The sequence below is a fragment of the Streptomyces sp. NPDC005925 genome, from assembly GCF_040638805.1.
GTDB lineage: Bacteria > Actinomycetota > Actinomycetes > Streptomycetales > Streptomycetaceae > Streptomyces.
Genome location: NZ_JBEXVL010000001.1, coordinates 220,327 through 245,365 on the forward strand (window position 1 = coordinate 220,327; position 25,039 = coordinate 245,365).

Genomic DNA, 25,039 nt, shown 5'->3' on the forward strand with positions numbered 1-25,039 from the left:
TGGAGTCGGTCGGTGTCAGCCGGTGCGGGTGAGGAGCCGGCCCTTCGGTGCGGTGAACTCGCCGTCGGCGGTGATGCGTTCACCGCGCAGCCAGGTGGACTTGACGACGCCGTGCAGGGTGCGCCCGGCGTACGCGGTGACGTGGTTGCGGTGCTGGAGGGCGGCGGGGTCCACGGTGAACGTCTCGTCGGGTGCGAGGACGGCGAAGTCGGCGTCGTGCCCGGGGGCGATGGCGCCCTTGCGGTCGTCGAGCCCGACCAGGGCCGCCGTGCGCTGCGCCATCCAGCAGACGACGTCCTCCAGCGTGTGGCCACGCGCGCGCGCCGCCGTCCACACGGCCGACAGGCTCAGCTGGAGGCCCGAGATGCCCCCCCAGGCGGTGGCGAAGTCGCCGGTCTTGAGGTCGGCGGTGGACGGCGAGTGGTCGGTGACGACGCAGTCGATCGTGCCGTCGGCGAGCGCCTGCCACAGCAGGTCCTGGTTGGCGGCCTCCCGGATGGGTGGACAGCACTTGAACTCGCTCGCCCCGTCCGGCACTTCCTCGGCCGTGAGGGTCAGATAGTGGGGGCAGGTCTCGACGGTGACCCGGACACCGTCGGCCTTCGCCTCGGCGATCAGCGGCAGCGCGTCGCTGGAGGACAGGTGCAGGACGTGCACGCGCGCGTCCAGCCGCCCGGCCTGCGCGAGGAGGGCGGCGATCGCGGTGTCCTCGGCGTGGCGGGGGCGGCTGGCGAGGAAGTCGGCGTACTTCGGGCCGCCCTGCTGCGGGGCGGCCTCCAGGTGATGCGGGTCCTCGGCGTGCACGATCAGCAGCCCGCCGAAACCGGCGATCTCCGCCAGGGAGCGGCCGAGCCGGTCCTGGTCGAGGTGCGGGAACTCGTCCACGCCCGACGGCGACAGGAACGCCTTGAAGCCGAACACGCCGGCGTCGTGCAGCGGACGCAGATCGGCCACGTTGTCAGGCAGGGCGCCGCCCCAGAAGCCGACGTCGACGTGCGCCTTGCCGGCGGCCGTCTTCTGCTTGACGCGCAGGTGCTCGACGGTCGTGGTGGGCGGCAGGGAGTTCAGCGGCATGTCGACGAGGGTCGTGATACCGCCCGCCGCCGCCGCGCGGGTGGCCGTCCAAAAGCCCTCCCACTCGGTGCGGCCCGGGTCGTTGACGTGCACGTGCGTGTCGACCAGGCCGGGCAGCAGGACGTCGTCGCCGAGGTCCTCCAGCCGCGCCCCGGCCGGTACGGGGGCGTCGTACGCCAGCACGGCCGCGATCGTCCCCCCGGCGACCGCCACGGACGCGGCGCGCATCCCCTCGGGCGTGATCACGCGCGTCGAGCGCAGCACCAGTTCAGCGGGCACCACTTCGGCGTCGGACACTGCGGCCCCTCTCGCACAGCGGAAATTCAACGTTCTGTTGAAGGAGTCTTCACCCCGGCCCCGATGCCGTCAAGGGCACACCGCCCCGTCCCCGCCGTCCGGCACACCCCCGGTCCCGCTCTGGACGTTTCCGTAAAGCGGAATTAGTATTCCAACTGGCAGAACGTACGTGCGTACAACCGGGCAGTCGACCGGCTGCCGGGTAGGCTGCTGCCTCCCCGCCAGTCCCGAAAGGAACGCGCCGTGCCGAGGTCCAGCGCCAGCACCACCGACTCCGCCCGGCCCGCCGCCAGTGGAGGCGTCCAGTCCCTGGAGCGCGCCTTCGACCTGCTCGAACGGATGGCGGACGCGGGCGGCGAGGTCGGCCTGAGCGAGCTCTCCGCGAGCAGCGGACTGCCCCTGCCCACCATCCACCGCCTGATGCGCACCCTCGTGGCCTGCGGCTACGTACGCCAGCAGCCCAACCGCCGCTACGCGCTCGGCCCGCGCCTGATCCGGCTCGGCGAGTCCGCGTCCCGGCTGCTGGGCACCTGGGCACGCCCCCACCTCGCCCGGCTGGTCGAGGAGACCGGCGAGACGGCGAACATGGCCCTGCTCGACGGCGACGCCATCGTGTATGTGGCGCAGGTGCCGTCCAAGCACTCGATGCGCATGTTCACGGAGGTCGGCCGCCGCGTCCTGCCGCACTCCACGGGCGTCGGCAAGGCCCTGCTGTCGGTCTTCCCGCCCCAGGAGGTGCGCGCACTGCTGGCCCGTACCGGCATGCCGGCGGCGACGGACAGGACGATCACCACGCCGGACGGCTTCCTCGCGGCGCTGGAGGAGGTGCGCCGGCAGGGGTACGCGATCGACGACAACGAGCAGGAGATCGGAGTGCGCTGCCTCGCCGTCCCGGTCCCCGACTCCCCCACCGCCGCGGCCATCTCGATCTCGGGTCCGGCGGGCCGGGTCACGGAGGCCGCGACGGAGCGGATCGTGCCGGTGCTCCAGGAGGTCGCGGCCGAACTGGCACGGGCCCTCGCGACGACGGGCGGCGGCCCCGCGGCCTGACCCGCCCCGTCGATCCTCTTTCGTTCCGCGCGGCTTCTCCCCGCACGACGAAACAGGCCCCCGGGCGACAGACCGGGGGCCTGTCGCCCGTCACCGTCCTCAGCCCTGCCGCGGCTCGCCGAACAGCTCCACCGCCGTGCGGACCTGCGCCAGGCCGCCCGACAGGGCGCTGACGGAACCGATCGCCCCTGCCACCAGCAGCAGCGACCGGCGCAGCCGCAGGATGTCGGGGTGGCCGCCGGCCGACAGGGCGGCGAGTGCGGCGAGTTCCTCCTCGGCGACGCAGCGGTCCCGGAATTCGGCGGGCAGAGCGGCGAGCTCGCGGCTCAGCCGGGCCACCGCCGTCCGTAGTTCCGTCACTCTCCGGTCCTCGTCGCCCTCGGTCACCGGCCGGTTTCCCGCACTCCGCAACACGGATCTCCCCCCTCGCGCACGGTCGTGCGCCCACTCGTACTCGTCCCTCCCGGCGCGCCCCCGCGGCGTAGGTCAGGATCCTGGGGACGCCAGTCAGTAAACGCCACCCCGGACGCGCCGCGCCACCGCCCCGGCCGAAATTCAGCCCTGCGAAACCCGCCGCTCGCCAGGACGTCCGCCAGCGGGTCGGGTATGCAGAGCGCATGACCTACGACGAACCACAGATCGCGGGGCTCCTGCTCGCGGCGGGCGGCGGCCGGCGGCTCGGCGGGCGCCCCAAGGCGCTCCTCGAACACCGCGGACGCCCGCTCGTCGAACACGCGGTCGGCGTACTGCGCGCGGCGGGCTGCGCGCGCGTGCACGTGGTCCTCGGCGCGGCGGCCGGCGACGTACGCGCGCGGGCGGAACTGGACGGCTGCGTGCTCGTGGACAACCCGGAGTGGGAGGCGGGCATGGGGTCCTCGCTGCGGGCCGGGCTCGCCTCGCTCACCGGGACCGGTGCGCGGGCGGCGCTGGTCTCCCTCGTGGACCAGCCGGGCATCGGCCCCGAGGCGACGGCCCGGGTGCGCGCCGCGTACCGGGACGGGACGTCACTGGCGTCGGCGGCGTACGCCGGCGTGCGCGGCCACCCGGTCCTCCTCGGCGCGGCGCACTGGGCGGACATCGCGGCGAGCGCGACCGGCGACCGGGGCGCGCGCGCCTATCTGGCGGCGCACGAGGGGGCGATCACACTCGTCGAGTGCGGGGACGTGGCGGAGGCGTTCGACATCGACACCGCCGCCGATCTCGGACACCTCCGGTGAAGGGTTCGCCGGCATCCGGCCCTGCCGGTGGGTGGCACTGAGCGTCGGCGCCGCCGTGGCCCGACCCGGAGAATCTCGACATCAACAAAACATTGAACTTCCACCATGAGGAAACTAGTATCCACTGTATTCCCTGGTCAGAAGCGCCCGAGGGCTCCACGGCCCGCGCAACGCCGTACCCGCCCACCCCGCCACGCCGTACCCGGCCGCACCGGGCAGCGCCCGGCAGACCGGCACCCGGTGCCACGCCCGCTGAAGGAAGTGACAGCTCATGTCCGCACCAGCGCCGTCCCCGCTGGCCATCGTCGACGCCGAGCCCCTGCCCCGGCAGGAGGAGGTCCTCACCGAGGCGGCGCTCGCCTTCGTGGCCGAGCTGCACCGCCGGTTCACGCCCCGCCGTGACGAACTCCTCGCCCGCCGTGCCGAGCGCCGCGCCGAGATCGCCCGCACCTGCACGCTCGACTTCCTCCCGGAGACCGCCGCGATCCGCGCGGACGACTCCTGGCGGGTGGCCCCGGCTCCCGAGGCACTGAACGACCGCCGTGTGGAGATCACCGGTCCCACCGACCGCAAGATGACCGTCAACGCCCTCAACTCGGGCGCGCGGGTCTGGCTCGCGGACTTCGAGGACGCCTCCGCGCCCACCTGGGAGAACGTCGTCGGCGGCCAGCTGAACCTGAGGAACGCCTACACGCGGAACATCGACTTCACGGACGAGCGGACCGGCAAGTCGTACGCGCTGAAGGCGGACGAGGAACTCGCCACGGTCGTCATGCGCCCGCGCGGCTGGCACCTCGACGAGCGTCACCTCACCGACGCCGACGGCCGTCCCGTCCCCGGCGCGCTGGTCGACTTCGGCCTGTACTTCTTCCACAACGCCCAGCGCCTCCTCGACCTCGGCAAGGGCCCGTACTTCTACCTCCCGAAGACCGAGTCGCACCTGGAGGCCCGCCTCTGGAACGAGGTCTTCGTCTTCGCGCAGGAGTACTGCGGCATCCCGCAGGGCACGATCCGCGCCACCGTCCTCATCGAGACGATCACCGCCGCGTACGAGATGGAGGAGATCCTCTACGAACTGCGCGACCACGCCTCCGGACTGAACGCGGGCCGTTGGGACTACCTGTTCTCCATCGTCAAGAACTTCCGTGACGGCGGCGCCAGGTTCGTCCTCCCGGACCGCAACGCGGTGACGATGACGGCCCCGTTCATGCGCGCGTACACCGAACTCCTCGTCCGCACCTGCCACCGGCGGGGCGCGCACGCGATCGGCGGCATGGCCGCCTTCATCCCGTCCCGGCGGGACGCCGAGGTCAACAAGGTGGCCTTCGAGAAGGTCCGCGCCGACAAGGACCGCGAGGCGGGCGACGGCTTCGACGGCTCCTGGGTCGCGCACCCGGACCTGGTGCCGATCGCCATGGAGTCCTTCGACAAGGTCCTCGGCGAGAAGCCGCACCAGAAGGACCGCCTCCGCGAGGACGTCCACGTCGAGGCCGCCGACCTGATCGCCGTCGACTCCCTGGACGCCAAACCGACGTACGCGGGCCTGGTCAACGCCGTCCAGGTCGGCATCCGCTACATCGAGGCCTGGCTGCGCGGACTCGGCGCCGTCGCCATCTTCAACCTCATGGAGGACGCGGCCACCGCCGAGATCTCCCGCTCGCAGATCTGGCAGTGGATCAACGCGGGCGTCGTCCTCGACAACGGCGAGCGGGTCACCGCCGACCTGGCCCGCAAGGTCGCCGCCGAGGAGCTGGCGGGCATCCGTGCGGAGATCGGCGAGGAGGCCTTCACGGCGGACAACTGGCAGCAGGCCCACGACCTGCTCCTGACGGTCGCCCTCGACGAGGACTACGCGGATTTCCTGACGCTGCCCGCCTACGAGCAGCTCAAGGGCTGACGCGACGGGGCGTGCCCGAGTGGCCCGGGGATCCCCCGGGCCACTCGGCTGCGACGCCCGGCATCACGGCGGACGCGTCACGGCCGGCGCGTCACGGCATCGCACGCGTCACTGCCTACGCGTCGCACCATCCCTCGCTGCCGCCACGTCACGGCCGCCGTCGCACGGCCTGCACGTCGCACGGCCTGCACGTCTCACGGCCCCCGGCTTTCGAGGTGCACCGACCAGCCCTGTTCCGCGGGCGGCCTGCCGTGCAGGTCGGGGACGCGCTTGAGCCAGTCCGGGCGGCCCTGCCGGGTCTTCGCCGCGCGCAGCGCGTTCTCCGCGGCGAGTTCCTCGCGGCTCGGGAAGCCGACGGGCAGCCACGCCGCGGACGCCCGCACGCGCGCGTGGAGGTGGGTGACGTACGCCTGCCGGACCTCATCGGGGGTCGCGAAGCCCTCCTCGCCGGCCAGCCAGTCGCCGGGCACCTCGGCGACCACCTCGCGCAGCAGGTCCTCGGTGACGCGGGGGGCCAGTTCGGCGTCGGCGGCGCGGGTGTCGGGCGCGTAGTGGCCGAGGGCGTGGTGACGGAAGTCGTAGGCCCTGGCCGGGTCGGACAGGTTCCAGCGGTGGTGGAAGACGAGCGCCGCCCCGTGGTCGATCAGCCACAGGCGCGGCGGTGCGACCCCGAGCGTGGGCCAGACCATGAGGTTGGAGCTGTGCACCGTGCGGTCCACGTTCAGGGTGAGGGCGTCGAGCCAGACGATCCGGCCGGCCTCCAGCGGGTCGACGGGGAAGTCCTTCGCCACCTCCGGCGTGAAGTCCCGCGCGCCCGGCAGGTAGTCCATGCCGAGGTTGATGCCGGCACTGGCGGCGTGCAGGTCGCGGACCTCCTGGTGCGGCTCGGCGTCGGCGATCACCGGGTCGAAACGCACCAGCACCAGCTCGGGGAAGCGCAGTCCCAGCGCGCGGGCCAGCTCCCCGACGATCACCTCGGCGACCAGTGCCTTGCGGCCCTGCGCGGAGCCGGTGAACTTCACGACGTAGGTGCCCAGGTCGTCGGCCTCGACGACGCCGGGGACGGAGCCGCCGGAGCGCAGGGGCGTGATGTAGCGGGTCGCCGCGACCTCTCTCAACATGTCCCAACATCCAACCGGTCGTTCACCTTGTCATCCACGGTCAGCTCCCCTGTGATGCCTCAGGGAGACCCCTCCGACGGCCTTGGAAGAGGATCTGCGAGCCGTCCCGTTCGCCCTCCGGTGGAAGCGAGCATAGCCACCGAGGGCGCCAACCCGGAGAGTGGTGGAACCGTCGCACCGCCCGTCGGCCGGGCGGTGGACCCGCGTCGCCCCGTCGGGGGACAGCGGCTTCGGCGTCCGCCTTCCCGGAGCCGCCGCCCGGACGCGCACGACATCGGGCATGCAGCTCGTCGTCACACCGCGTGTCCGTGGTCGACCAGCCACCGGAGCACGGCGCTCTTGTCCGCCGGGGTGATGCGGGCGGGGCCTTCCACGTCGGGGCCCTCGTCCTCGTTGAAGGCCGTGTCCGTGATGCGGGCGGTGACCCAGTGGGCGAGGTCCCGTGCGCTGTCCGGTGACAGCGGACCTTCCCGCAGGCCCTCACGGGCGCGGCGTGCGGCGTCGGGGTCGTGGCGTTCCGTCTCCTCCAGCCAGATCGGCACGAGCCGTTCCACGACCCGGGCGTCGTCGGGCGATGGCATGCGGTCCCGCTCGTCGTCGGTCATGCCCGCCGGGTTTCCAGGACATCGCACGTCATGTGGTCCGGCGGGCAGCCGGGAAAACCGGGCCCACCGTGAGCGGCGCGGTGCCGGTCAGACGTCACCTCGGACAGCTACGGCCTGTCCGACGGGGCCGTCCGACGGGCGGTCCGGGGGGCGTGCCAGCGGGTTCGGCAGGGGCAGGTAGCGGGCAGCGGCGCCGTCGGCGCCGGTCCAGCGCAGCAGCAGATTGGTCTTGCCGGGCAGGGTCGGTGCGGTGAGCAGGGCGGTGGCCTCGGGGATGGGGTGGCGGGCGAGTTCCCGGCGTACGGCGGGCCAGGGGTCGAGGTGGGGGTGGCGTTCGGTGAGGGCGGCGGCGATCTCGGCGAGGTGGTTGACGAACAGGCAGTACTGGAGGCGTTCCCAGCCGGCCGCGCGGGAGACGTCGGGGAGCAGTTTGACGCCTTCGGCGTCGCGGAACAGGGCCTGCACGGGGGTGCCGCCGGCGTCGACGGCGATCAGGGTGTTCTGGAGGTGGGCCTCCACGACGACGCCGTGGTCGGCGAACGCCGTCAGCGCCGGGGGCACGACCTGGCGCAGGTAGGCGGCCCACCAGGCCTCCGGGTCGGCGGTGCGGTCGAGAGGGCTGTCGGTGAAGCCCTCCGCCAGAGCGGCGGCGAGCAGCGGGGTCGCGCCGGGCAGGAGGTGCTCGCGCAGCCCGTCCCGGACGACCACGGCGAGTTCCTCGTAGGCGAAGGCCGCGGTGCGGTACCCGCGGTCGCTCAGCCAGGCGGCGGGGCCGGGCGAGGCGGCCAGGGCGGTGGCCGCGGCGGCGTCGGTACGGCGCAGTCGCCGCAGGTCGTGGCGCCACAGCCGGCGGATGTCGTTGGTGATGCGCACGTCGAGGCTGAACTTCAGGAACAGGTCGCGTTCGGGCGCGTACACGGTGCGGACGGCGGCGGTGGGCCAGGCCGGGAAGCCGGTGGTGCCCAGCCGGATCAGCCGGCCGTCGGCGAAGGCGGGCGCGAGGGCGGCGTCCGCGAGGTCGAGCTGCCAGGGGTGGGCGGGCAGCGGCCGGTAACCGGGCGGGGCGGTGCCGAGGGTGTCGAGGGCGGAGGTGTCGCCGTCGTCCACGACGCAGTCCGCGCGCACCCCGAGCAGCACCAGCGGGAAGCGGGCGTGCGCCTCGGGGGCGTACGGCAGCCAGAGCGCCGCCGGGGCACCGCCACGCGCCTTCGGGGCCGGGTGGTGCGGGTGGCCGGTGACGAGGGACTGCTCGGAGCGCAGATACGGGTCGTCGGGCGGGGTGGTCTCGGCCCGGGCGGCCAGCAGCGCGGCGAGGGCGTCCCGGCTGTCGATCATCTCGGCGGGCAGTTCGTGGTTGCTGACGCCGGTGTGCCTACGCAGTTCGTCGGCGACGAGTTTCACCAGCTCGGAGTGGCCGAGACGGTGCCACCGCCCCGCCCCGTACACCTCGGGGCCGTCGGGCCGGTGCCCGGCACGCACCCGCAGCAGCCGGCCGGTGCCGGGCAGCCGGTACACCGGACGCCCGCCGGGCACCGGCACGCGCCGGGCGACCTCGCGCAGCAGGCAGTTCAGCAGGGGTGTGGTGGCGCAGGCGTCCGCGCGGCCCGCGACCTCGGCACGAAGCGCGGCCCCGCCGGGACGGAGCCCAGCGATGCCGGGGTGCGGTTCACCTCCGCCGGGAGGGAACGCGGCCGCCTCGGGATGAGGACCGGTGGTGCCGGGATGCGGTTCAGCCCCCTGGGGACGGAACTCGGCCCTCTCGGGACGGAGCCCAGCGATGCCGGGATGCGGTTCGGCCCCGCCGGGACGGAGCCCAGCGATGCCAGCGATGCCGGGATGCGGTTCGCCTCCGTCGGGAGGGAACGCGGCCGCCTCGGGACGGGGCGCGGTGGTGTCGGGATGCGGTCCGGTCCCGTGGGGGCGGGGGGCGGTCCCGTCGGGGCGGAGTCCGGGCTGGTCGGCGCGGTGCGGGGTGCCGTCGCCGGTGGCTTCGGCGGCGGACGGGGGCATGAGGTCCACGCGTTCCACTGTTCCCTACGGTCGGTTGGAGGGCGAAGAAGATCAGTATGTCTGGCATCGTCCCGCTGTGCCGCCCCGCACGACCTACCCGTACCCGAGGAGTCCGCCCGTGCACCGTCCCTCCCCCGTCGAGGCCGAGGTCGGCCGTGAACTGGCCGAAGTGCGTCCCGGCCTGGTCCCCCGGTACACGGCCGCCCTGCCGGGGGCCCGCGCGGCCGTGCTCACCCGGTTGTGGCGGGCCCTCGCCCACGAGCCGCTGCCCTGGATCGCGGCACGTGAGCCGGCCCGCGAGGCCCTCGTGCTGCGGCTCACCGACGGGCGGCGTCTGGAGGGCCCGGCCGCCGACCCGTTCGCGACGTCCGCGTACGTCACCGCCGTCCACCTCGACGGCACGCCGTACGACGATCCTGCCGCGCTGATGGGGGAGCTGGCCGTGCCGCACTCGGCCGGGTTCGCCGCCGAACTCGGCCACAGCGTCGCCTCACTGGCACTGTCACGGGCCGGGCAGAACGGCCCCGCACACGAGCGGCCGGGGACGGACCGCCACGTGGACGCCCCGCCGCGGGCGGACCGTGGCCCCGTGGACCCGGCGCAAGAGCCGCGGTGGGCATCGTGGCCGGGGACGGACTGGGAGTGGGAACAGCGGGTGGTGGACGGGCACCCCTTCCATCCCGGCTGCCGTTCCCGGCCCGGCTTCTCGGTGGCCGAGCAGCTCGCGCTGGCGCCCGAGCACCGGCCGGTCGTGAGCCTGGTCCTGGTGCCGGTGCGGGAGGCCGAGGGCCTGGTGACGGGGGTGTGGCCGGAGTCGATGCGGGACGGGGGGCGGGTGCTGATCCCGGTGCATCCGTGGCAGGCGGCGCACGTGCTGAAAGGGCCCTGCGAACAGCCCACGGCCGACCGGTCGCGGGCCGGGGGGCTGCTGACCGTGCAGCGGCCGGCCGACGACCCGTCGGCCGTACGGCGACTGGACGCGCACCCGCTGATGGCGCTGCGCACGCTCGCCCTGCCGGGCGGGCCGCACGTCAAGACGGCGCTGAGCGCGCGGCTGACGTCGTCGGTGCGGGACATCTCGGTGGCGTCGGTGGCCGCGTCCGCCGTCGTGTCGGACTTCGCGGAGGCGCTGGCATCGCGCACGGACGGCCTGCTGCACGTCACCCGCACCCTGGGCGCGGCCACCGCCCACTCCCCGGATCTGGCCGCCGTACTGCGCGAGTCGCCGAGCCGGTACGCCGGGCCGGGCGAGCGCGTGGTCCCCGTGGCCGCCCTGCCGACGACCGGGCTGCCCGACTCCCCGGCCTGGCTCGCGGCCTTCGCCCGGCTCGCCCTCACGGTCGGTCTGCGGCTGCTGGAACTGGGCGTGGCCCTGGAGGCGCACGGCCAGAACCTGCTGGTCGTGCTGTCGCCGACGGGCGATCCGGTGCGGCTGGTCTACCGCGACCTGGCCGACATCCGCGTCAGCCCGGCCCGCCTCGCCCGGCACGGTGCGGCGGTGCCCGCTCTGCCGGAGCTGCCCGCGCGGATGGTGACGGACGATCCGGTGGCGCTGCGCCGCAAGGTGTTCGGTTCGCTGGTCGCGGGCGCCCTGGCCGGCACGGCGGGCTCGGGTCCGGTCCTGCGTGCCGCGCTGGAGGCGGCCGTAGGGGATCTGCCGCGCACCCCGGACCTCGCCGCGCTGCTCGGCGAGCCGCTGCCCACGAAGGCGCTGACGCTGATGCGGCTGTCCCCGGGGACGCCCGGCGATCAGTGGGCGGAGCTGCCCAACCCCCTGGGCTTTGCCACCCCTTGACGCACTGTTTTGGATCGCGACCCCGGCGGTCAATAGGATCCGCCGATGATCAGACGAACACGGCTGGCGGCAGGGATGTGCGCCCTGCTCGCCGCACTGGCGGCCGGGACGGCGTTCCCGGCCGGGGCCGCCGCCGGTGAGCCCACCGGCGAGGACGCACCCAAGGTCGATCTCGTGCTGGACGTCAGCGGATCCATGCGGACCCGCGACATCGACGGCGGCACACGGATGGCCGCGGCGAAGCAGGCCTTCAACGAGGTGCTCGACGCGACCCCCGAGGAGGTTCAGCTGGGCATCCGCACCCTCGGCGCGGACTACGCGGGCGACAACCGCAGGACCGGCTGCAAGGACACCGCGCAGCTCTACCCGGTCGGCCCGCTGGACCGCACGGAGGCGAAGACGGCGGTGGCGACCCTCGCCCCGACCGGCTGGACGCCGATCGGCCCGGCCCTGCTGAAGGCGGGGGACGACCTCGACGGCGGCAACGGCTCCAAGCGCATCGTGCTGATCAGCGACGGCGAGGACACCTGCGCCCCGCTCGACCCGTGCGAGGTGGCCCGCGAGATCGCCGCCAAGGGCATCGGGCTGACCATCGACACGCTGGGCCTGGTTCCGAACACCGAGATGCGCCGGCAGCTCAGCTGCATCGCGGAGGCGACCGGCGGCACGTACACGTCGGTGGAGCACACCGACGAACTCACCGACAAGGTCAACCAGTTGGTAGACCGGGCGGCCGATCCGGTGGTGACGCCGGTCGCCACCGAGGGCGCGGACACCTGCCCGAAGGCACCGGTGCTGAAGTCCGGTCTGTACACGGACCGCGAGGAGTTCGGGCAGCAGCGCTGGTACCGCGTGGACGTGCTGCCGGGTCAGGAGCTGCGCGCCTCGGTGAGCGTCGCCGCCGACCGTGCCGTACGCCCCGATTACGGCCTGCTGCTGCGGGCGGTCACCGTGAAGGGCCGGGAGATCGTGCGCGGCGAGGCCACGGGCAACGGCCGCACCGACGTGCTCTCCACGGGCCTGCGCCACCCGAAGCCCGAGACCGAGGACTCCGACAGCGACGAGCCGGCCGCCGAGACGGTGTGCCTGGTGGTCACGAACTCCTTCTCGGCGGCGTCGGGCGTGCGGGCCGCGCCGGGCCTGCCGGTGGAGCTGACGGTCGACGTCGTGGACGGTCCTGGCGACGCGGACGACGTGGCGTCGTTCGGCCTCGGCCGCGGCTGGTGGCTGCTCGGCGCTCTCGTCCTGGCCGGGTTCCTGGCGGGCCTGGTCTGGGGCTGGCTGTCCCGTTGGCGGATCGCGGTCTGGAGGACCAACTGATGCGCATCACAAGGCACTCGGGCACGAGATACTCCGGCGCCCCGGGCGCGAGGTGTGCGGGCGCCGCCCTGCTGCTCCTCGGCCTGGCCGCGGCCCCGGCGGCGGCCGACTCCTCCCCCTCACCGGGCGCGTCCTCGGACGACGCGGCACCGTCCTCCGCGGGCACGTCGTTCCGTACCGCGACGGAGATCGAGCAGGGGCAGCGGGCCACCGCGGACGGCGCGGCCGGCGACTACCTGTACTGGTCGTTCCCGGCGGACGCCGGACAGCGCCCCACCGTCCGCGCCACGGTCCGCCTGCCGGACGAACACGCGGCGCAGACCTGGCAGATCGACGTGTACGACGGACTGCGGCGCCGCCAGGCCTGCCAGTACGGGGCGCAGAAGCGCACCGCGGGGGCGGGCACGGCGTCGGTGGAGCTGGCGTGCGTGCTGCGCACGGTGCGCGCCTGGTCGGAGCCGTGGGCCAACGACCCGCTGCCGGGCACGTACTACATCCGGCTCACGACGGTCGGCCTGTCGACGTCCGACCTGGGGTTGCCGGTCGACGCCGAGGTGCGGGTCGACTCCAAGGACGTGGGCGGTTCGGCGGCCGTGGACGGCCGGCTGGCGAAGCCTCTGGTGCCGGGCGTGGCGCTCCGGGCGGAGGAGTCCGGCGACGAGGACGCGGCCGTTCTCGCCGGACTGGAGCCCGAGGACGGCTGGACGTCGGGCTGGTGGTCGGACCGCTGGGTGTGGACGGGCATCGGCGGCCTGCTGGCCGCGCTCGCGGGCATCGGCGGCTACACGCTGACCCGCGGCCCGGGCCGCCCGCCCCGGGTACCGCCGGGCGCCTGAACCAGCGGGGCAAGCAGGCAGGGGAAGGGTCCGTCCTCAGGGCGGGCCCTTCCCCCGTTCCGGGGCGGCCGGGGCGCTGATCTGCGGGTCGATGCCGCCCGGCGAGGTGTTCCCCCGTTCCGGGGCAGCACCTTTCCCCCGGTCCCGGACGCATGTCGTCGCCGACGACGCCGTCGCCCTCGCCGTCGCAGAGCCGTCACCCCTCCCGCAACGCCTTCGCCAGCGCGCCCTCCCCCGTCACCTCGATACGCCCGTCGCGCACCGCGTCCACGACGCTCGACTCACCGCGCGCGACAGCCGTACACGTCCCGGTGTCCATCACGAGCCGGGCGTCGGGCTCACGCGGGGCGGCCCCGTCGCCGTACACGGCGCTGTCCCCGTCGACGGCGCCGGCCGCGTACGCCGCGTCGTCCCCGGCGCCCACGTCCAGGTGGAAGACCCCTTCGTCCAGCCGCACTTCGACCAGGCCCCGGCCCTCCCCCCGCAGTTGTCCCAGCCCCTCCAGCTGCCGCAGCAGGGGCAGCGCGAACCAGTGGGCGCGTACGGCGTCGGTCGGCCGCCGCTCCCCGAGGCCGGTCTGTCCCCACTGCCCCAGCGCCTGGAGGACCGGCAGCAAGGCACGCCCCCGTCCGGTCAGTTCGTACACGGAGGCCACGCCGGGCGGCGGCAGCCTGCGCCGGGTGGTCAGCCCGTCCCGCTCCATGTCCTTCAGCCGGGAGGCGAGCACGTCGGTGCTGACGCCGGGCAGGTCGGCGTGCAGGTCGGTGTAGCGCCGCGGGCCGGCGAGGAGTTCGCGGACGATCAGCAGGGTCCAGCGGTCGCCGACGGCGTCGAGGGCGCGGGCGGCGGAGCAGTACTGGTCGTAGCTTCTGCGGGGTGGCATGCGACGCAGTCTAGACATGTCGTTGGACTTTCCAAGCCGACACTTGGTAAAACCAAGCAACCACAGTTGGCGGAGAGGCGGCGGCGCATGGAGTTCCGGCAGTCGAGCAAGCTCAGCGAGGTCTGTTACGAGATCCGCGGCCCGGTGATCGAGCACGCCAACGCACTGGAGGAGGCGGGCCACAGCGTGCTGCGCCTCAACACGGGAAACCCGGCCCTGTTCGGTTTCGAGGCCCCGGACGAGATCCTCCAGGACATGATCCGCATGCTGCCGCGGGCACACGGCTACACGGACTCGCGCGGTGTCCTCTCGGCCCGCCGGGCGGTGGCCCAGCGCTGCCAGACGTTCGGCCTGGAGGTGGACGTGGACGACGTCTTCCTCGGCAACGGCGTCTCCGAGCTGGTCTCCATGGCCGTACAGGCATTGCTGGAGGACGGCGACGAGATCCTCATCCCGGCCCCGGACTTCCCGCTGTGGACGGCGGTCACGACACTCGCGGGCGGCAAGGCCGTCCACTACCTCTGCGACGAACAGGCCGACTGGTACCCGGACCTGGACGACATGGCGTCGAAGATCACGGACCGGACGAAGGCCGTCGTGATCATCAACCCGAACAACCCGACGGGCGCGGTGTACCCGAAGGAGGTCCTGGAGGGCATCCTCGACCTCGCCCGCCGCCACGGCCTGATGGTCTTCGCCGACGAGATCTACGACCAGATCCTCTACGACGACGCCGTGCACCAGTCGACGGCGGCGCTCGCGCCCGACCTGGTCGTCCTCACCTTCTGCGGCTTGTCCAAGACCTACCGGGTGGCCGGGTTCCGGTCCGGCTGGCTGACGGTCACCGGCCCGAAGCAGCACGCGAAGGACTACCTGGAGGGCCTGACCATGCTGGCCTCCATGCGGCTGTGCGCCAACGCGCCCGCCCAGTACGCCATCCAGGCCGCGCTCGGCGGACGCCAGTCGATCCGCGAGCTGACCGCGCCCGGCGGCAGGCTGCGCGAGCAGCGGGACGTGGCCTGGGAGAGGCTCAACGACATCCCCGGCGTGTCGTGTGTCAAGCCGAAGGGCGCGCTGTACGCGTTCCCGCGCATCGACCCCGCGGTGCACCCGATCCACGACGACGAGAAGTTCGTCCTCGACCTGCTGCTCCAGGAGAAGATCCAGGTGGTGCAGGGCACCGGCTTCAACTGGCCCTCCCCCGACCACTTCCGCATCCTCACGCTCCCCCACGCGGACGACCTGGAGACGGCGATCGGACGGATCGGGCGCTTCCTGAGCGGGTACCGGCAGTAGCCGGGCGGGACCGCCGGTCCGGAGCGCCCACGGGGGCGTTGTCGTACCCCCGTCGTACGCTGGCGAGGCAGGCGAAGGAGCAGGAGCCGTGCCGGGAAGGAGGCCGCCGTGGTGCGACCGCCCACCGCCGCCCAGCGGCGCGTGATCGAGGGCGCCGATCCGGTCACCGGGCGGCTGAAAGGGAGCGAAGCGCAGCTTGCCGCGCTGGTGAAGCGAGGGCTGGCCTTCCGTCACGCCCGGCCTCCCCACAACCACTTCCTGACGCCGGCCGGGCACCGGGTGCGGGACGCCGGCGTACAGGCCGGCATAGAGCAGGACGCGCCTCCGTCCGGAACACCTGGGGCTCCTGGGGCTCCTGGGGCTCCCGGAGTCCCCGAAATACCCGGGCCGGCCGGCAGCGGCCCTTTCGTGGCCCGGGCCGGCGGGGAGGAGGGCACCCCGACGGGAGGGGCCGCACGGCGGCGCGAGGTGCGGAGTGCCTGGCAGGGGCTGCTGGAGCTGCGGCGGATGACCAACACCGACGGGGCCACCGAGCGGCCCTGCGGATGGGAGCGGGCGAACCTGGTGCGGGCCGCGGCGCTCGCGCTGGAGGCGGCGGGGCACCGGCCCGCCGGACCGGACGGCGACGGCTACCGGGTACGGGCGACCCCGCAGCCCGACTCCGTGGCGGTGCACGGGCCCGACGGCACGACACTCCGGGACTGCGCCGCGACCCTGGAGCGGGCCGGGTGGCAGGCCGGGGAGTACACCGAGCCGCGCAGCCGGGTGCGCTATCTGCTGGCCTCTCCGCGACGGGTGTGAGGCGGTGCGAGGATCGGCCGTGCCGAACGCCTCATGACGCGTCCCGTGGGGTACGACAGGCCGGGGACCGCCTGAGGGCGGCCACGACGAGACGCGGCGAAGGGAAGGGGAAACCGTGAGCGAGCCGCTCTCCGTTCCGGTGACCGTCCGCGGGTGCGAGTCGGACACCCGGGGCACCTCGGCCACGGTGGTGGACTCCATAACCACCGTGCCCCACAAAGAAACTGAGATCTACTCAGCTTTCACTTTCTGAAAGTTGTCGCCGCGCGATCCCCAATTCTCCTGGCCATCTCCCCCCTCAGTGGTCTGGACCACGAGAGAGGTCTGGAGACTCTTTACACACCGGGGCCCGCGTGCGTAACTGATGACGCGCGCACGTCAAGCAGCATCATCTGCCCTGGTGGCAGCGATCGACGTCACCTCCTTCCCCTCTCCCCACCGTGCCAGGAGGAAGCCATGTTCCCGCTCAGCCGTACTCCCTTCCGCAGACGGACGGCCACGGCGGTCGCCGTGCTGGGTGCAGCCCTCGCCCTGACGGCCACCACCGCGGTCGGAGCCGACGCCGCGCCCAAGCCCGGCAAGGACCGCGTCAACATCCAGCCGGGCGACGCCTACATGGGCGTGGGACAGCGCATCCACGAGGGCAAGCCGGCCGACGACCCGTCGATGGGCATCATGGCCCCGACCGACGGCGTCCAGGGCATCGACGTCTCGAACTGGCAGGGCGCCATCAACTGGGGCTCGGTGCGCAACGCCGGCATCCAGTTCGCCTGGATCAAGGCGACCGAGGGCACATCCTTCAAGGACGCCCAGTTCAACACGAACTATGTGAACGCCTACAACGCGGGCGTCATCCGCGGCGCGTACCACTTCGCGCGCCCCGACATCTCCAGCGGTGCCACCCAGGCGAACTACTTCGCCTCCAGCGGAGGCGCCTGGTCGCGCGACAACCTGACACTGCCGGGCGCGCTGGACATCGAGCACAACCCCTACGGGGCGATGTGCTACGGCCTGTCCACGACGTCCATGCGGAACTGGATCGCCGACTTCTACAACACGTACAAAGCGCGCACCTCGCGCGACGCGGTCATCTACACGACGGCGAGCTGGTGGAACACCTGCACCGGCAACTGGTCCGGCATGGGCAGCCTGAGCCCGCTGTGGGCCGCGCACTGGGGCGTCTCCTCCCCGACGATCCCGGCCGGCTTCCCCACCTGGACGGTGTGGCAGTACACCAGCACCGGCTCGGTCCCCGGCGTCTCGGGCAACACCGACCGGAACCAGTTCAACGGTTCCCGCGACCGGCTCCTGGCCCTCGCCAACAACACCTGACACACCGGCGCGTGACCCCCGCGCCCCCTCCCCAGCATGCGATCACGCGGTGGAGCCGGCGGCTGCCGGCTCCACCGCCCCCCTCCACCCTCCCCGCCTCCCCACCTCCCCCGAGGAGTGATCGTGAACGCCGAGAACGCATTACGTCGCCGGCTTCTGCTGGCCGCGACGGCCGGACTGGTCGCCGGCGCCGCTCTGCCGGGCACCGCCCACGCCGCGTCGGCCGGGAGCTCGGTCGTCGAGCCGGACATCGACTCCACCGCGACCTGGGGCGCCCGCGCGGCCTCGGGCACCATCAGCACCCTCCAGTACCGGCCGAGCAAGATCATCGTCCACCACACGGTGAGCCCCAACACCACCGACTACTCCCGGGCCCAGGCGCACTCCCACGCCCACTGGGTGCAGAACCTGCACATGGACAAGAACGGGTGGGTGGACACCGGCTACAACTTCCTGGTCAGCCGGGGCGGCTGGATCACCGAGGGACGGCACGGCAGCCTGCGCACCCTCACCGGCGGCACCACCTTCATCCTGGGCGCCCACACGTCGGGGCAGAACACCTCGGGCATCGGGATCGCCAACGAGGGTTCCTACCACGACGGCGCCACACCGCCCGCCGCCCAGTGGGACGTCCTGGTGACGCTCTGCGCGTACGCGTGCACCAAGTACGGCATCCCCGCCTCGCAGATCTACGGCCACATGGACTTCGGCGACACCCTGTGCCCCGGGGTGATCCACGAGATGCTGCCGCAGCTGCGCAGCCAGGTCGCGGCCCGCATGTGACGGTGGGCCCGCCGTCCGGCGGTACGCCCGACCCGTCGTCCGAGAGGCACGATGCCCGGCCCGGCGGATTCCGCCGGGCCGGGCATCGTCGCGCCGTGCGGTGAGGATGACGGTGACGGTTGACCGACCGTGCCGGGGCGCGCGTGTTGGCGCGCCCCGGCATCGGCCGCCGTGGGCCCCGTGGGGTCCACGGCCACCGGCCGGGAGCCGTCCCTCCCGGCCGGAGTCGTAGGACCGCTCAGCCCCGCGCGGCGATCCGCGCCAGCCGCTGGGCCGCGGCGCGGGTGTCGCGGGCGACGGCGTCCTCGTCGGCGGTCAGCAGCCGGCCGTTGTCGACGATCTGACGGCCGTCCACGAAGGAGGCGGTCACGGGGGCGGCGGCGCCGAAGACGAGCGCGGTCACCGGGTCGGCGATGGAGGCGTGGGCGAGCGTGTCCAGCTTCCACAGCACGAGGTCGGCGAGCTTGCCGGGCTCCAGGGAGCCGGTCTCGCCGGCCCGGCCGAGGACCTGCGCGCCGCCGTACGTGCCGAGCCGCAGTGCCTGACGGGCGTTCAGCGCGGCCTCGCGGTGGGCGCCGAGACGGTTGATCAGCAGGGCGTTGCGCAGTTCGGTGTGGAGTTCGCCGGACTCGTTCGAGGCGGTGCCGTCGACGCCGAGACCGACCGGGACGCCGGCCGCGAGCATGTCCGGGACCCGGGCGATGCCCGCGGCGAGCCGGGCGTTGGAGGACGGGCAGTGCGCGACGCCGGTCCTCGTACGGGCGAACGCGTCGATGTCGGAGTCGTTCATGTGGACGCAGTGCGCCATCCACACGTCCTCGCCGAGCCAGCCGGTGGACTCGAAGTAGTCGGTCGGGCCCATCCCGAACAGTTCGTGGCAGAACTTCTCCTCCTCCACGGTCTCCGAGCCGTGGGTGTGCAGCCGGACACCGAGGCGGCGCCCCAGTTCGGCGCCCTGCCGCAGCAGTTCGGTGGAGACGGAGAAGGGGGAGCAGGGGGCGACGGCGACCCGGGTCATCGCGTCGAAGGAGGAGTCGTGGTGCCGGCGGACGGTCTCCTCGGTGGCGGCGAGCGCGTCGTCGAGGGTCTCGACGGCGAAGTCCGGGGGCAGACCGCCGTCCTTCTCGCTGCGGTCCATGGAGCCGCGGGCGAGGGTGAAGCGGACGCCCGTGTCGCGGGCGGCACGGATGATCGTGCCGGACAGGTCGCCGGAGCCGTGCGGGAAGACGTAGTGGTGGTCCATGGCGGTGGTGACGCCGCCGCGGGCCATCATCGCGAGCGAGCCCCGGGCCGCCGCGTCGACCATCTCCTCGTCGATGCGGGCCCACACCGGGTACAGGGCGACGAGCCAGTCGAAGAGGTTGTGGTCGGTGGCCAGGCCGCGGGTGATCCACTGGTAGAAGTGGTGGTGGGTGTTGACCAGGCCGGGCGTCACGAGATGGCCGGAGGCGTCGATGCGGCGCACGACACCGTCCAGGCCGTCGGGCGCCGGGCCCGCGCCGAGCGACTCGATGCGGTTGCCGGCCAGCACGATGTGCCCGGAGGCGTACTCGGTGTCGTCGGCGTCGACCGTCGCGATCGCGCAGTTCTCGATGACGATGCGCTGGGCTGCTGCCATGGGTCGTCCTCCCGGGGGTCAGAGGTTGGTGAGGTCCGTGGGGATGCGGGCCTCGCAGCCGTCGCGCAGCACGGTCGCCTCGATCAGGCCGTAGGGCCGGTCGGCGGCGAAGTACACCGCTCCGTCGGGGGTGTCGTTCTCCAGCCCGAACGGCTCGAGGTCCACGAGGAAGTGGTGCTTGTTCGGCAGGGAGAAACGGACCTCGTCGATCTCGTCGCGGTGGTCGATGATGCGGGAACCCATCTCGTACAGCGTCTGCTGCAGCGACAGGGAGTAGGTCTCGGCGAAGGCCTGGAGCATGTGCCGCCTGGTCTGCTCGTACGACTCCTCCCAGTCGGGCATCTCCTGCTCGTCGCCGGTCCAGTCGAACCGCCAGCGGGCGGAGACCTGCGTGGCCAGGATGCGGTCGTACGCCTCCTTGAGCGTCGTGTACCTGTCCTTGACGAAGCCCCAGAACTCGGAGTTGGTCGAGTTCATGACGACGAGGTCCTTCAGACCGGAGACGACCTCCCAGCTCTCTCCGTCGTAGGTGATCTGCGTCAGCCGGGTCTCCTGGCCCTTGCGCACGAAGGAGTGCCCGGCCCCGTCGCCGCCCCCGGGCCCCGCGTGGGCGCCGGAGGTCGCGATGCGCTCCCAGGTGTACTCCTCGATACGGATCCGGGTGCGGTGGATCGGCTCCTGCGAGGTGACGAAGTGCCGGGCGAGGTGGATGCCGAACTGCTCGGCGGACTCGATGCCGTACTCCTTGGCGAACGCGTACACCGTGTTCTTGGTGGTGTCGGTCGGCAGGACGTTGGCGTTGGAGCCGGACGTGTGGACCTCTTCCATGTCGCCGGACAGCGCGACGGAGACGTTCAGGTCCTTGATGTGGTGGGTGGCGCCGTCGCGCGTGATCCTGACGACCCGGTTCTCGGCCTTGCCGTACTGGTTCTGCCCCAGCATCACGGGGCGGCCGGGGGTGCCGGAGGGGTCGGGGCGGCCGGGGCGGGTATTGACGGTCATCTAGCTAGCTCCCTCGGTAAACGGAGTAGCCGAACGGGTTGAGCAGCAGCGGTACGTGGTAGTGCTCGCCCGGCACGACGGCGAACGTGATCGCCACCTCCGGGAAGAACGCTCCGGTGCCGCTGTCCCGACTCGCGGGGGCGTTCTGCTGCGCATCGGCTTGATGGGTCGCGGGGTCCTGCTGGTCCGCCGGCCGGTGCCGCTGGTTCGCCGGCGTTTCGAAGTACGCCTCGACGGCGAAGTCGAGCCGTACGTGGGTGGTCCCCTCCGGCGGGGCCGGGAGGTCCTTGCACCGGCCGTCCGCGTCGGTCGCCGATCCGCCGAGCGTCCGCCAGTCCGCGTCGCGCCCGGCGCGGGCGGACAGCCGTACGGCGACGCCCTCGGCGGGGCGGCCCACGCTGGTGTCCAGGATGTGCGTGGACACGGAGGCCGTGGTGCTGGTGCTCATGCTCGGGCTTCCCCTTCGACGAGTCGGGCCAGGCGGATGCGGTTGATCTTTCCCAGTTCGACGCGGACGATGTCCCGCTCCCGCTCGGGCGGGTTGCCGATCCGCTCCCTGAGCGCGTCGCGCATCTGCTCGCCGGTCCGGCCGGTGGCGCAGATCAGGAAGACGTGACCGAACGTGTCCTGGTAGGCGAGGTTGAGTTCGAGCATCTCCGCCTTGAGGGCGTCGGAGGCGCCCGCCATGCCGCGCTGCTCCCGGGCCGAGGTGGGGTCACCCGGCCTGGGGCGTCCGATCGGCGGGTGCCCGGCCATCGCCTCGGCCAGGCCGTCCGCGCCGAGGGCGGCCGTGGCGGCGTCACTCGCGGCGTAGAGGTCCTGGGCGGTGGCGTAGGGGCGGGCGGCGAGGAGCCGGTCGGCCCATGCCGTCGCGGCACACACCTCTCGGAGCGCGGAGCGGGCCGCGTGCTCTTCGAGGGTGTTGAACCGGGCCAGGCCCGGCGGCGTCGAACTGGTCGTCACGGGAGCCTCCGTCGCCATGTGCTGAGCGGGCGTGCCGACAGCTAACGCCCTCCGGAACCCGGCGTCAACACTTTGTTGAAAAATTGGCCCGCACCCGCCTCCCGGACGGGGGCCGCCCCGTCCGGCCGACGGAAGCGGGCCGCCGCCCGGACGCCGGGCGACGGCCCGGCAGGGTCGCGGCACCGCGCCCGGCCAGGCCCCTCACCCACGGCCGTCCGGGCTTCACCCTCGCGGCCGGTCAGGCAACTTCTCGCGGCCGGCCGGGTGTCTTTCACATGTCTTCCACCCGGCCGGTCGGGCGCCTCTCTCGCGGCCAGTAAGGCCTGGTCCACGCGCCAGGTCGGGCGCCTCTCTCGCGGCCGGTGGGGCCTCGTCCACGCGGCCGGTCGGGCGTCTCTCTCGCAGCCGGTGGGGCCTCTTCCTCGCGGCCGGTCAGGCGTCCTTCTCGCGGTTGAGGTAGTTGTAGACGGTGAAGCGGCTCACCCCGAGCGCGTTCGCGACGGTCTCCACGCCGTGGCGCACGGTGAACGCGCCGCGCGCCTCCAGGGTCCGTACGACCTCCTGCTTGGCCTTGCGGTCCAGGTCGGCGAGCGGCCTGCCCTTGCGGCGTTCCAGGGCGGCCAGGATGTGGTCGAGGGAATCGGCGAGCTGCGGCAGGCGTACGGCCACCACCTGCGCGCCCTCCCAGGACAGCACGACGTCGTCGGGACCTGCCTCGTCGGGCGGGATCAGCACACCGCCCATGGCGTCGACCAGCGGTTTCACGGCCGCGATGAAGGGCGCGTCGCCGGCGGCGGTCACCGGTCGCCCTCCACGGCCACGTCGGCCTCCTCGATCACGCTGACCTGGAGCGAGATCCGGGTGGCACCGGCCGCCAGGGTCCTGCGGAGCAGTTCGCCGACGGCGTCCAGCACGGGTTCCGAGCCGCCCTCGGCCGTGTTGCCGAACGGGCCCACGTCCACGGCGTCCAGTTCCGCCGCCGCCACGACCTCGCGGGCCACCAGCGCGTGCGCGGGCGCCTCGTCCAGGTCGAAGGGCTCGGTCGTGAACTCGACTTTCAGTCGCACTGCGCCCCCATGGGTTCTCCTCCGGCCGGCGTGCCGCCGGGTGCGCGGCCGGGCCCCGGCGTCGGCCGCCCCGGCCGCCTGGAGAGACCTTAACGGACCCCTCCGGCGCGGCGCCCTTGCCCACAGGGCCTTGACAGCCCTCCCCCTCCCCGGGCAGCCTTCCGTTAAGCAGAAACATATTTCCACCATACGGAATTAACGCCGCGGCGTCACCGTCCCCGGAACCGTCTCCAGAAAGGAGCGCGGCACCTCATGTCAGGCTTTGCGTGGGCCACGGCCGCAGATCATCGCTTCACCGTCAACCTGTCGATCCTCTTCACGGAACTCCCGCTGCCCGAGCGCCCGGCGGCAGCCGCCGCGGCCGGTTTCTCCGCGGTCGAGCTGTGGTGGCCCTGGCCCGGCTCCCCCACCCCTCCGCGTTCCGAACTGGACGCGCTGAGGAAGGCGATCGAGGACGCCCCGGTCCGCCTCACGGGGCTGAACTTCTACGCCGGCCGGCTGCCCGGCCCGGACCGGGGCGCCCTGTCGGTCCCGGGTGAGGAGTCGGAGCGGTTCCGCGCCAACATCGACGTGGCCGCCGGCTTCGCGCAGTCATTGGGGTGCGCCGCGCTCAACGCGCTGTACGGCAACCGCGTCGAGGGAGTGGACCCCGCCGAGCAGGACGCGCTGGCGCTGGAGAACCTGATGCTCGCGGCGCGGGCAGCCGACCGGATCGGCGCGACCCTGCTGATCGAGGCGCTGAACCGGACGGAGTCGCCCCACTACCCGCTGGTGTCGGCGCCGTCCGCCGTCGGCGTGGCCGACAGTGTCAACGAGGCCACGGGGCTGGGCAACGCCAGGTTCCTGATGGACCTGTACCACCTGTCGGTGAACGGCGAGGACCTGCCCCAGGTGATCGAGCGGTACGCGGCGAGGACGGGCCACGTCCAGATCGCCGACGACCCCGGCCGCGGCGCCCCCGGCACGGGCGCGCTGCCGCTCGCGGACCTCCTCGGCCGCCTCCGCGACGCCGGTTACGACGGCCCGGTCGGCCTGGAGTACAAGCCCGGTGACCGCCCCAGCGCCGAGTCCTTCGACTGGCTGCCCCGCGAGGCCCGCGCCGCCCACTGACCACTTCGCACGAGAGGCACTCCCTCATGAGCACGCTCCCCGACATCGCCTGGATCGGCCTCGGCATCATGGGCTCACCCATGTCCGAGAACCTGATCAGAGCGGGTTACGACGTCACCGGCCACACCCTGGAGAAGGAGAAGCTGGACCGGCTGGCCGCCGCGGGCGGCAGGGCCGCCGCCTCGATCGCCGAGGCCGTACGGGACGCCGACATGATCATCACGATGGTGCCCGCCTCCCCGCAGGTCGAGGCCGTGGCGTACGGCCCCGACGGCATCCTGGAGAACGCCCGGCCCGGCGCGCTGCTGGTCGACATGTCGTCGATCACGCCGCAGACCTCGGTCGACCTGGCGAGGAACGCCGGAAAGAAGGGCATCCGCGTACTGGACGCCCCGGTCTCCGGCGGTGAGGCCGGTGCGGTCGAGGCCGCGCTGTCCATCATGGTCGGCGGCGAGGCGGCCGACTTCGAGCGGGCGATGCCCGTCTTCGAGGCCCTCGGCCGGACGATCGTGCTGTGCGGTCCGCACGGCTCCGGCCAGACGGTGAAGGCCGCCAACCAGCTGGTCGTCGCCGTGAACATCCAGGCGTGCGCCGAGGCCGTGGTCTTCCTGGAGAAGTCCGGCGTGGACCTGGCGGCCGCGCTCGACGTCCTGGGCGGCGGCCTCGCCGGCTCCACCGTGCTGACGCGGAAGAGGGACACCTTCCTCCACCGCGACTTCCGGCCGGGATTCCGTGTCGACCTGCACCACAAGGACATGGGCATCGTCACGGACGCCGCCCGCGACGTCGGCGCGGCCCTGCCCGTCGGCGCCGTGGTCGCCCAGCTGGTCGCGTCGCTGCGCGCGCAGGGCGACGGCGGCCTGGACCACTCGGCCCTGCTGCGGGCCGTGGAACGCCTCTCCGGCACCCGGGTCTGACCCCTCCCGGCCCTGTCTTCCCCCTCTCCTCCCCAGACTCCGGGC

24 protein-coding genes are annotated in these 25,039 nt (G+C 73.1%); 12 read left to right on the forward strand and 12 right to left on the reverse strand.

Translation table 11 applies throughout. The annotated features are described in order from the left end of the window. Positions 1–15: 15 nt before the first annotated feature. Positions 16–1,356: an allantoinase AllB gene (allB, locus tag ABZ354_RS00945; protein ID WP_358652207.1), complete on the reverse strand. Its 1,341-nt coding sequence runs from the start codon at positions 1,354–1,356 to the stop codon at positions 16–18. Between the two features lie 258 nt (positions 1,357–1,614). Between allB and ABZ354_RS00950 the strand changes: the two genes are divergently transcribed. Next, the gene (locus ABZ354_RS00950; RefSeq protein WP_358651540.1) at positions 1,615–2,421 is read left to right on the forward strand and encodes an IclR family transcriptional regulator; all 807 of its coding nucleotides are present in this window, start codon (positions 1,615–1,617) and stop codon (positions 2,419–2,421) included. 99 nt (positions 2,422–2,520) lie between these two features. On the opposite strand, the gene ABZ354_RS00955 is transcribed toward ABZ354_RS00950, so the two are convergent. Next, a complete protein-coding gene (locus ABZ354_RS00955) occupies positions 2,521–2,835 on the reverse strand; it encodes a DUF5955 family protein (RefSeq protein ID WP_358651542.1) in 315 nt (104 codons plus the stop codon). A 203-nt stretch (positions 2,836–3,038) separates the two neighbouring features. On the opposite strand from ABZ354_RS00955, the gene ABZ354_RS00960 reads away from it, so the two are divergent. Both ABZ354_RS00960 and aceB read left to right on the forward strand, forming a co-directional pair. After that, a complete protein-coding gene (locus tag ABZ354_RS00960) occupies positions 3,039–3,638 on the forward strand; it encodes a nucleotidyltransferase family protein (RefSeq protein WP_358651544.1) in 600 nt (199 codons plus the stop codon). A gap of 271 nt (positions 3,639–3,909) precedes the next feature. Beyond that, positions 3,910–5,535, forward strand: a complete 1,626-nt coding sequence (gene aceB, locus ABZ354_RS00965; protein ID WP_358651546.1) for a malate synthase A — start codon at positions 3,910–3,912, stop codon at positions 5,533–5,535. Positions 5,536–5,729: 194 nt separating this feature from the next. Here the strand turns inward: aceB and ABZ354_RS00970 are convergent, their stop codons facing one another. The 3 genes from ABZ354_RS00970 to ABZ354_RS00980 all read right to left on the reverse strand — a co-directional run bounded on the left by ABZ354_RS00970 (position 5,730) and on the right by ABZ354_RS00980 (position 9,271). Beyond that, positions 5,730–6,656 carry a HipA family kinase gene (locus tag ABZ354_RS00970; protein WP_358651548.1) on the reverse strand — a complete coding sequence of 309 codons (927 nt, stop codon included), beginning with the start codon at positions 6,654–6,656 and terminating at the stop codon, positions 5,730–5,732. A gap of 293 nt (positions 6,657–6,949) precedes the next feature. After that, the gene (locus ABZ354_RS00975) at positions 6,950–7,261 is read right to left on the reverse strand and encodes a hypothetical protein (protein ID WP_358651550.1); all 312 of its coding nucleotides are present in this window, start codon (positions 7,259–7,261) and stop codon (positions 6,950–6,952) included. A gap of 87 nt (positions 7,262–7,348) precedes the next feature. Further along, positions 7,349–9,271, reverse strand: coding sequence for an IucA/IucC family protein (locus ABZ354_RS00980; protein WP_358652209.1), 1,923 nt, complete (start codon positions 9,269–9,271; stop codon positions 7,349–7,351). Positions 9,272–9,389: 118 nt separating this feature from the next. On the opposite strand from ABZ354_RS00980, the gene ABZ354_RS00985 reads away from it, so the two are divergent. Genes ABZ354_RS00985 through ABZ354_RS00995 form a run of 3 tightly spaced genes read left to right on the forward strand, consistent with a single transcriptional unit; the run spans position 9,390 to position 13,222 of the window. Next, on the forward strand, positions 9,390–11,066 hold the full coding sequence (locus tag ABZ354_RS00985) for an IucA/IucC family protein (protein WP_358651552.1): 1,677 nt from the start codon (positions 9,390–9,392) through the stop codon (positions 11,064–11,066). 45 nt (positions 11,067–11,111) lie between these two features. Then, on the forward strand, positions 11,112–12,386 hold the full coding sequence (locus ABZ354_RS00990; protein WP_358651554.1) for a VWA domain-containing protein: 1,275 nt from the start codon (positions 11,112–11,114) through the stop codon (positions 12,384–12,386). Beyond that, entirely contained in the window at positions 12,386–13,222 is an 837-nt protein-coding gene (locus tag ABZ354_RS00995; RefSeq protein ID WP_358651556.1) for a hypothetical protein, read from the forward strand. The genes ABZ354_RS00990 and ABZ354_RS00995 overlap by 1 nt, the downstream gene beginning before the upstream one ends. Positions 13,223–13,418: 196 nt before the next feature. On the opposite strand, the gene ABZ354_RS01000 is transcribed toward ABZ354_RS00995, so the two are convergent. Beyond that, positions 13,419–14,105, reverse strand: coding sequence for a helix-turn-helix domain-containing protein (locus ABZ354_RS01000; RefSeq protein WP_358651558.1), 687 nt, complete (start codon positions 14,103–14,105; stop codon positions 13,419–13,421). Positions 14,106–14,192: 87 nt separating this feature from the next. Between ABZ354_RS01000 and ABZ354_RS01005 the strand changes: the two genes are divergently transcribed. The 4 genes from ABZ354_RS01005 to ABZ354_RS01020 all read left to right on the forward strand — a co-directional run bounded on the left by ABZ354_RS01005 (position 14,193) and on the right by ABZ354_RS01020 (position 18,317). Then, positions 14,193–15,401 (forward strand): pyridoxal phosphate-dependent aminotransferase, encoded by a 1,209-nt coding sequence (locus ABZ354_RS01005; protein ID WP_358651560.1) that lies wholly within the window; start codon positions 14,193–14,195, stop codon positions 15,399–15,401. A 108-nt stretch (positions 15,402–15,509) separates the two neighbouring features. Continuing rightward, positions 15,510–16,202 (forward strand): hypothetical protein, encoded by a 693-nt coding sequence (locus ABZ354_RS01010; RefSeq protein ID WP_358651562.1) that lies wholly within the window; start codon positions 15,510–15,512, stop codon positions 16,200–16,202. 456 nt (positions 16,203–16,658) lie between these two features. Then, positions 16,659–17,534 carry a lysozyme gene (locus tag ABZ354_RS01015; RefSeq protein ID WP_358651564.1) on the forward strand — a complete coding sequence of 292 codons (876 nt, stop codon included), beginning with the start codon at positions 16,659–16,661 and terminating at the stop codon, positions 17,532–17,534. 123 nt (positions 17,535–17,657) lie between these two features. Beyond that, positions 17,658–18,317 carry a peptidoglycan recognition family protein gene (locus ABZ354_RS01020; protein ID WP_358651566.1) on the forward strand — a complete coding sequence of 220 codons (660 nt, stop codon included), beginning with the start codon at positions 17,658–17,660 and terminating at the stop codon, positions 18,315–18,317. Positions 18,318–18,555: 238 nt separating this feature from the next. Here the strand turns inward: ABZ354_RS01020 and ABZ354_RS01025 are convergent, their stop codons facing one another. The 6 genes from ABZ354_RS01025 to ABZ354_RS01050 form a co-directional block, all read right to left on the reverse strand. Next, positions 18,556–19,935 (reverse strand): 8-oxoguanine deaminase, encoded by a 1,380-nt coding sequence (locus ABZ354_RS01025; protein ID WP_358651568.1) that lies wholly within the window; start codon positions 19,933–19,935, stop codon positions 18,556–18,558. An 18-nt stretch (positions 19,936–19,953) separates the two neighbouring features. After that, entirely contained in the window at positions 19,954–20,937 is a 984-nt protein-coding gene (pucL, locus tag ABZ354_RS01030; protein ID WP_358651570.1) for a factor-independent urate hydroxylase, read from the reverse strand. Between the two features lie 4 nt (positions 20,938–20,941). Next, positions 20,942–21,385 (reverse strand): hydroxyisourate hydrolase, encoded by a 444-nt coding sequence (locus tag ABZ354_RS01035; protein ID WP_358651572.1) that lies wholly within the window; start codon positions 21,383–21,385, stop codon positions 20,942–20,944. Further along, on the reverse strand, positions 21,382–21,900 hold the full coding sequence (gene uraD / locus ABZ354_RS01040) for a 2-oxo-4-hydroxy-4-carboxy-5-ureidoimidazoline decarboxylase (RefSeq protein ID WP_358651574.1): 519 nt from the start codon (positions 21,898–21,900) through the stop codon (positions 21,382–21,384). Before uraD ends, ABZ354_RS01035 begins: the two co-directional genes overlap by 4 nt. Before the next feature lie 432 nt (positions 21,901–22,332). Further along, positions 22,333–22,701, reverse strand: a complete 369-nt coding sequence (locus ABZ354_RS01045) for a helix-turn-helix domain-containing protein (RefSeq protein WP_358651576.1) — start codon at positions 22,699–22,701, stop codon at positions 22,333–22,335. Continuing rightward, positions 22,698–22,967, reverse strand: a complete 270-nt coding sequence (locus ABZ354_RS01050) for a hypothetical protein (RefSeq protein WP_358651578.1) — start codon at positions 22,965–22,967, stop codon at positions 22,698–22,700. Before ABZ354_RS01050 ends, ABZ354_RS01045 begins: the two co-directional genes overlap by 4 nt. Before the next feature lie 252 nt (positions 22,968–23,219). Between ABZ354_RS01050 and ABZ354_RS01055 the strand changes: the two genes are divergently transcribed. Together ABZ354_RS01055 and ABZ354_RS01060 are read left to right on the forward strand one after the other, a co-directional pair. Further along, positions 23,220–24,077: a TIM barrel protein gene (locus ABZ354_RS01055; protein WP_358651580.1), complete on the forward strand. Its 858-nt coding sequence runs from the start codon at positions 23,220–23,222 to the stop codon at positions 24,075–24,077. A gap of 26 nt (positions 24,078–24,103) precedes the next feature. Beyond that, on the forward strand, positions 24,104–24,994 hold the full coding sequence (locus tag ABZ354_RS01060; RefSeq protein WP_358651582.1) for a 2-hydroxy-3-oxopropionate reductase: 891 nt from the start codon (positions 24,104–24,106) through the stop codon (positions 24,992–24,994). Positions 24,995–25,039: the final 45 nt, after the last annotated feature.

Coding starts and splice junctions, on each gene's coding strand:
- ABZ354_RS00960 (WP_358651544.1), top strand. CDS start 3,039: ATGACCTACGACGAACCACAGATCGCGGGGCTCCTGCTCGCGGCGGGC.
- aceB (WP_358651546.1), top strand. CDS start 3,910: ATGTCCGCACCAGCGCCGTCCCCGCTGGCCATCGTCGACGCCGAGCCC.
- ABZ354_RS00970 (WP_358651548.1), bottom strand. CDS start 6,656: ATGTTGAGAGAGGTCGCGGCGACCCGCTACATCACGCCCCTGCGCTCC.
- ABZ354_RS00975 (WP_358651550.1), bottom strand. CDS start 7,261: ATGACCGACGACGAGCGGGACCGCATGCCATCGCCCGACGACGCCCGG.
- ABZ354_RS00980 (WP_358652209.1), bottom strand. CDS start 9,271: ATGCCCCCGTCCGCCGCCGAAGCCACCGGCGACGGCACCCCGCACCGC.
- ABZ354_RS00990 (WP_358651554.1), top strand. CDS start 11,112: ATGATCAGACGAACACGGCTGGCGGCAGGGATGTGCGCCCTGCTCGCC.
- ABZ354_RS00995 (WP_358651556.1), top strand. CDS start 12,386: ATGCGCATCACAAGGCACTCGGGCACGAGATACTCCGGCGCCCCGGGC.
- ABZ354_RS01000 (WP_358651558.1), bottom strand. CDS start 14,105: ATGCCACCCCGCAGAAGCTACGACCAGTACTGCTCCGCCGCCCGCGCC.
- ABZ354_RS01005 (WP_358651560.1), top strand. CDS start 14,193: ATGGAGTTCCGGCAGTCGAGCAAGCTCAGCGAGGTCTGTTACGAGATC.
- ABZ354_RS01015 (WP_358651564.1), top strand. CDS start 16,659: ATGTTCCCGCTCAGCCGTACTCCCTTCCGCAGACGGACGGCCACGGCG.
- ABZ354_RS01025 (WP_358651568.1), bottom strand. CDS start 19,935: ATGGCAGCAGCCCAGCGCATCGTCATCGAGAACTGCGCGATCGCGACG.
- pucL (WP_358651570.1), bottom strand. CDS start 20,937: ATGACCGTCAATACCCGCCCCGGCCGCCCCGACCCCTCCGGCACCCCC.
- ABZ354_RS01035 (WP_358651572.1), bottom strand. CDS start 21,385: ATGAGCACCAGCACCACGGCCTCCGTGTCCACGCACATCCTGGACACC.
- ABZ354_RS01055 (WP_358651580.1), top strand. CDS start 23,220: ATGTCAGGCTTTGCGTGGGCCACGGCCGCAGATCATCGCTTCACCGTC.
- ABZ354_RS01060 (WP_358651582.1), top strand. CDS start 24,104: ATGAGCACGCTCCCCGACATCGCCTGGATCGGCCTCGGCATCATGGGC.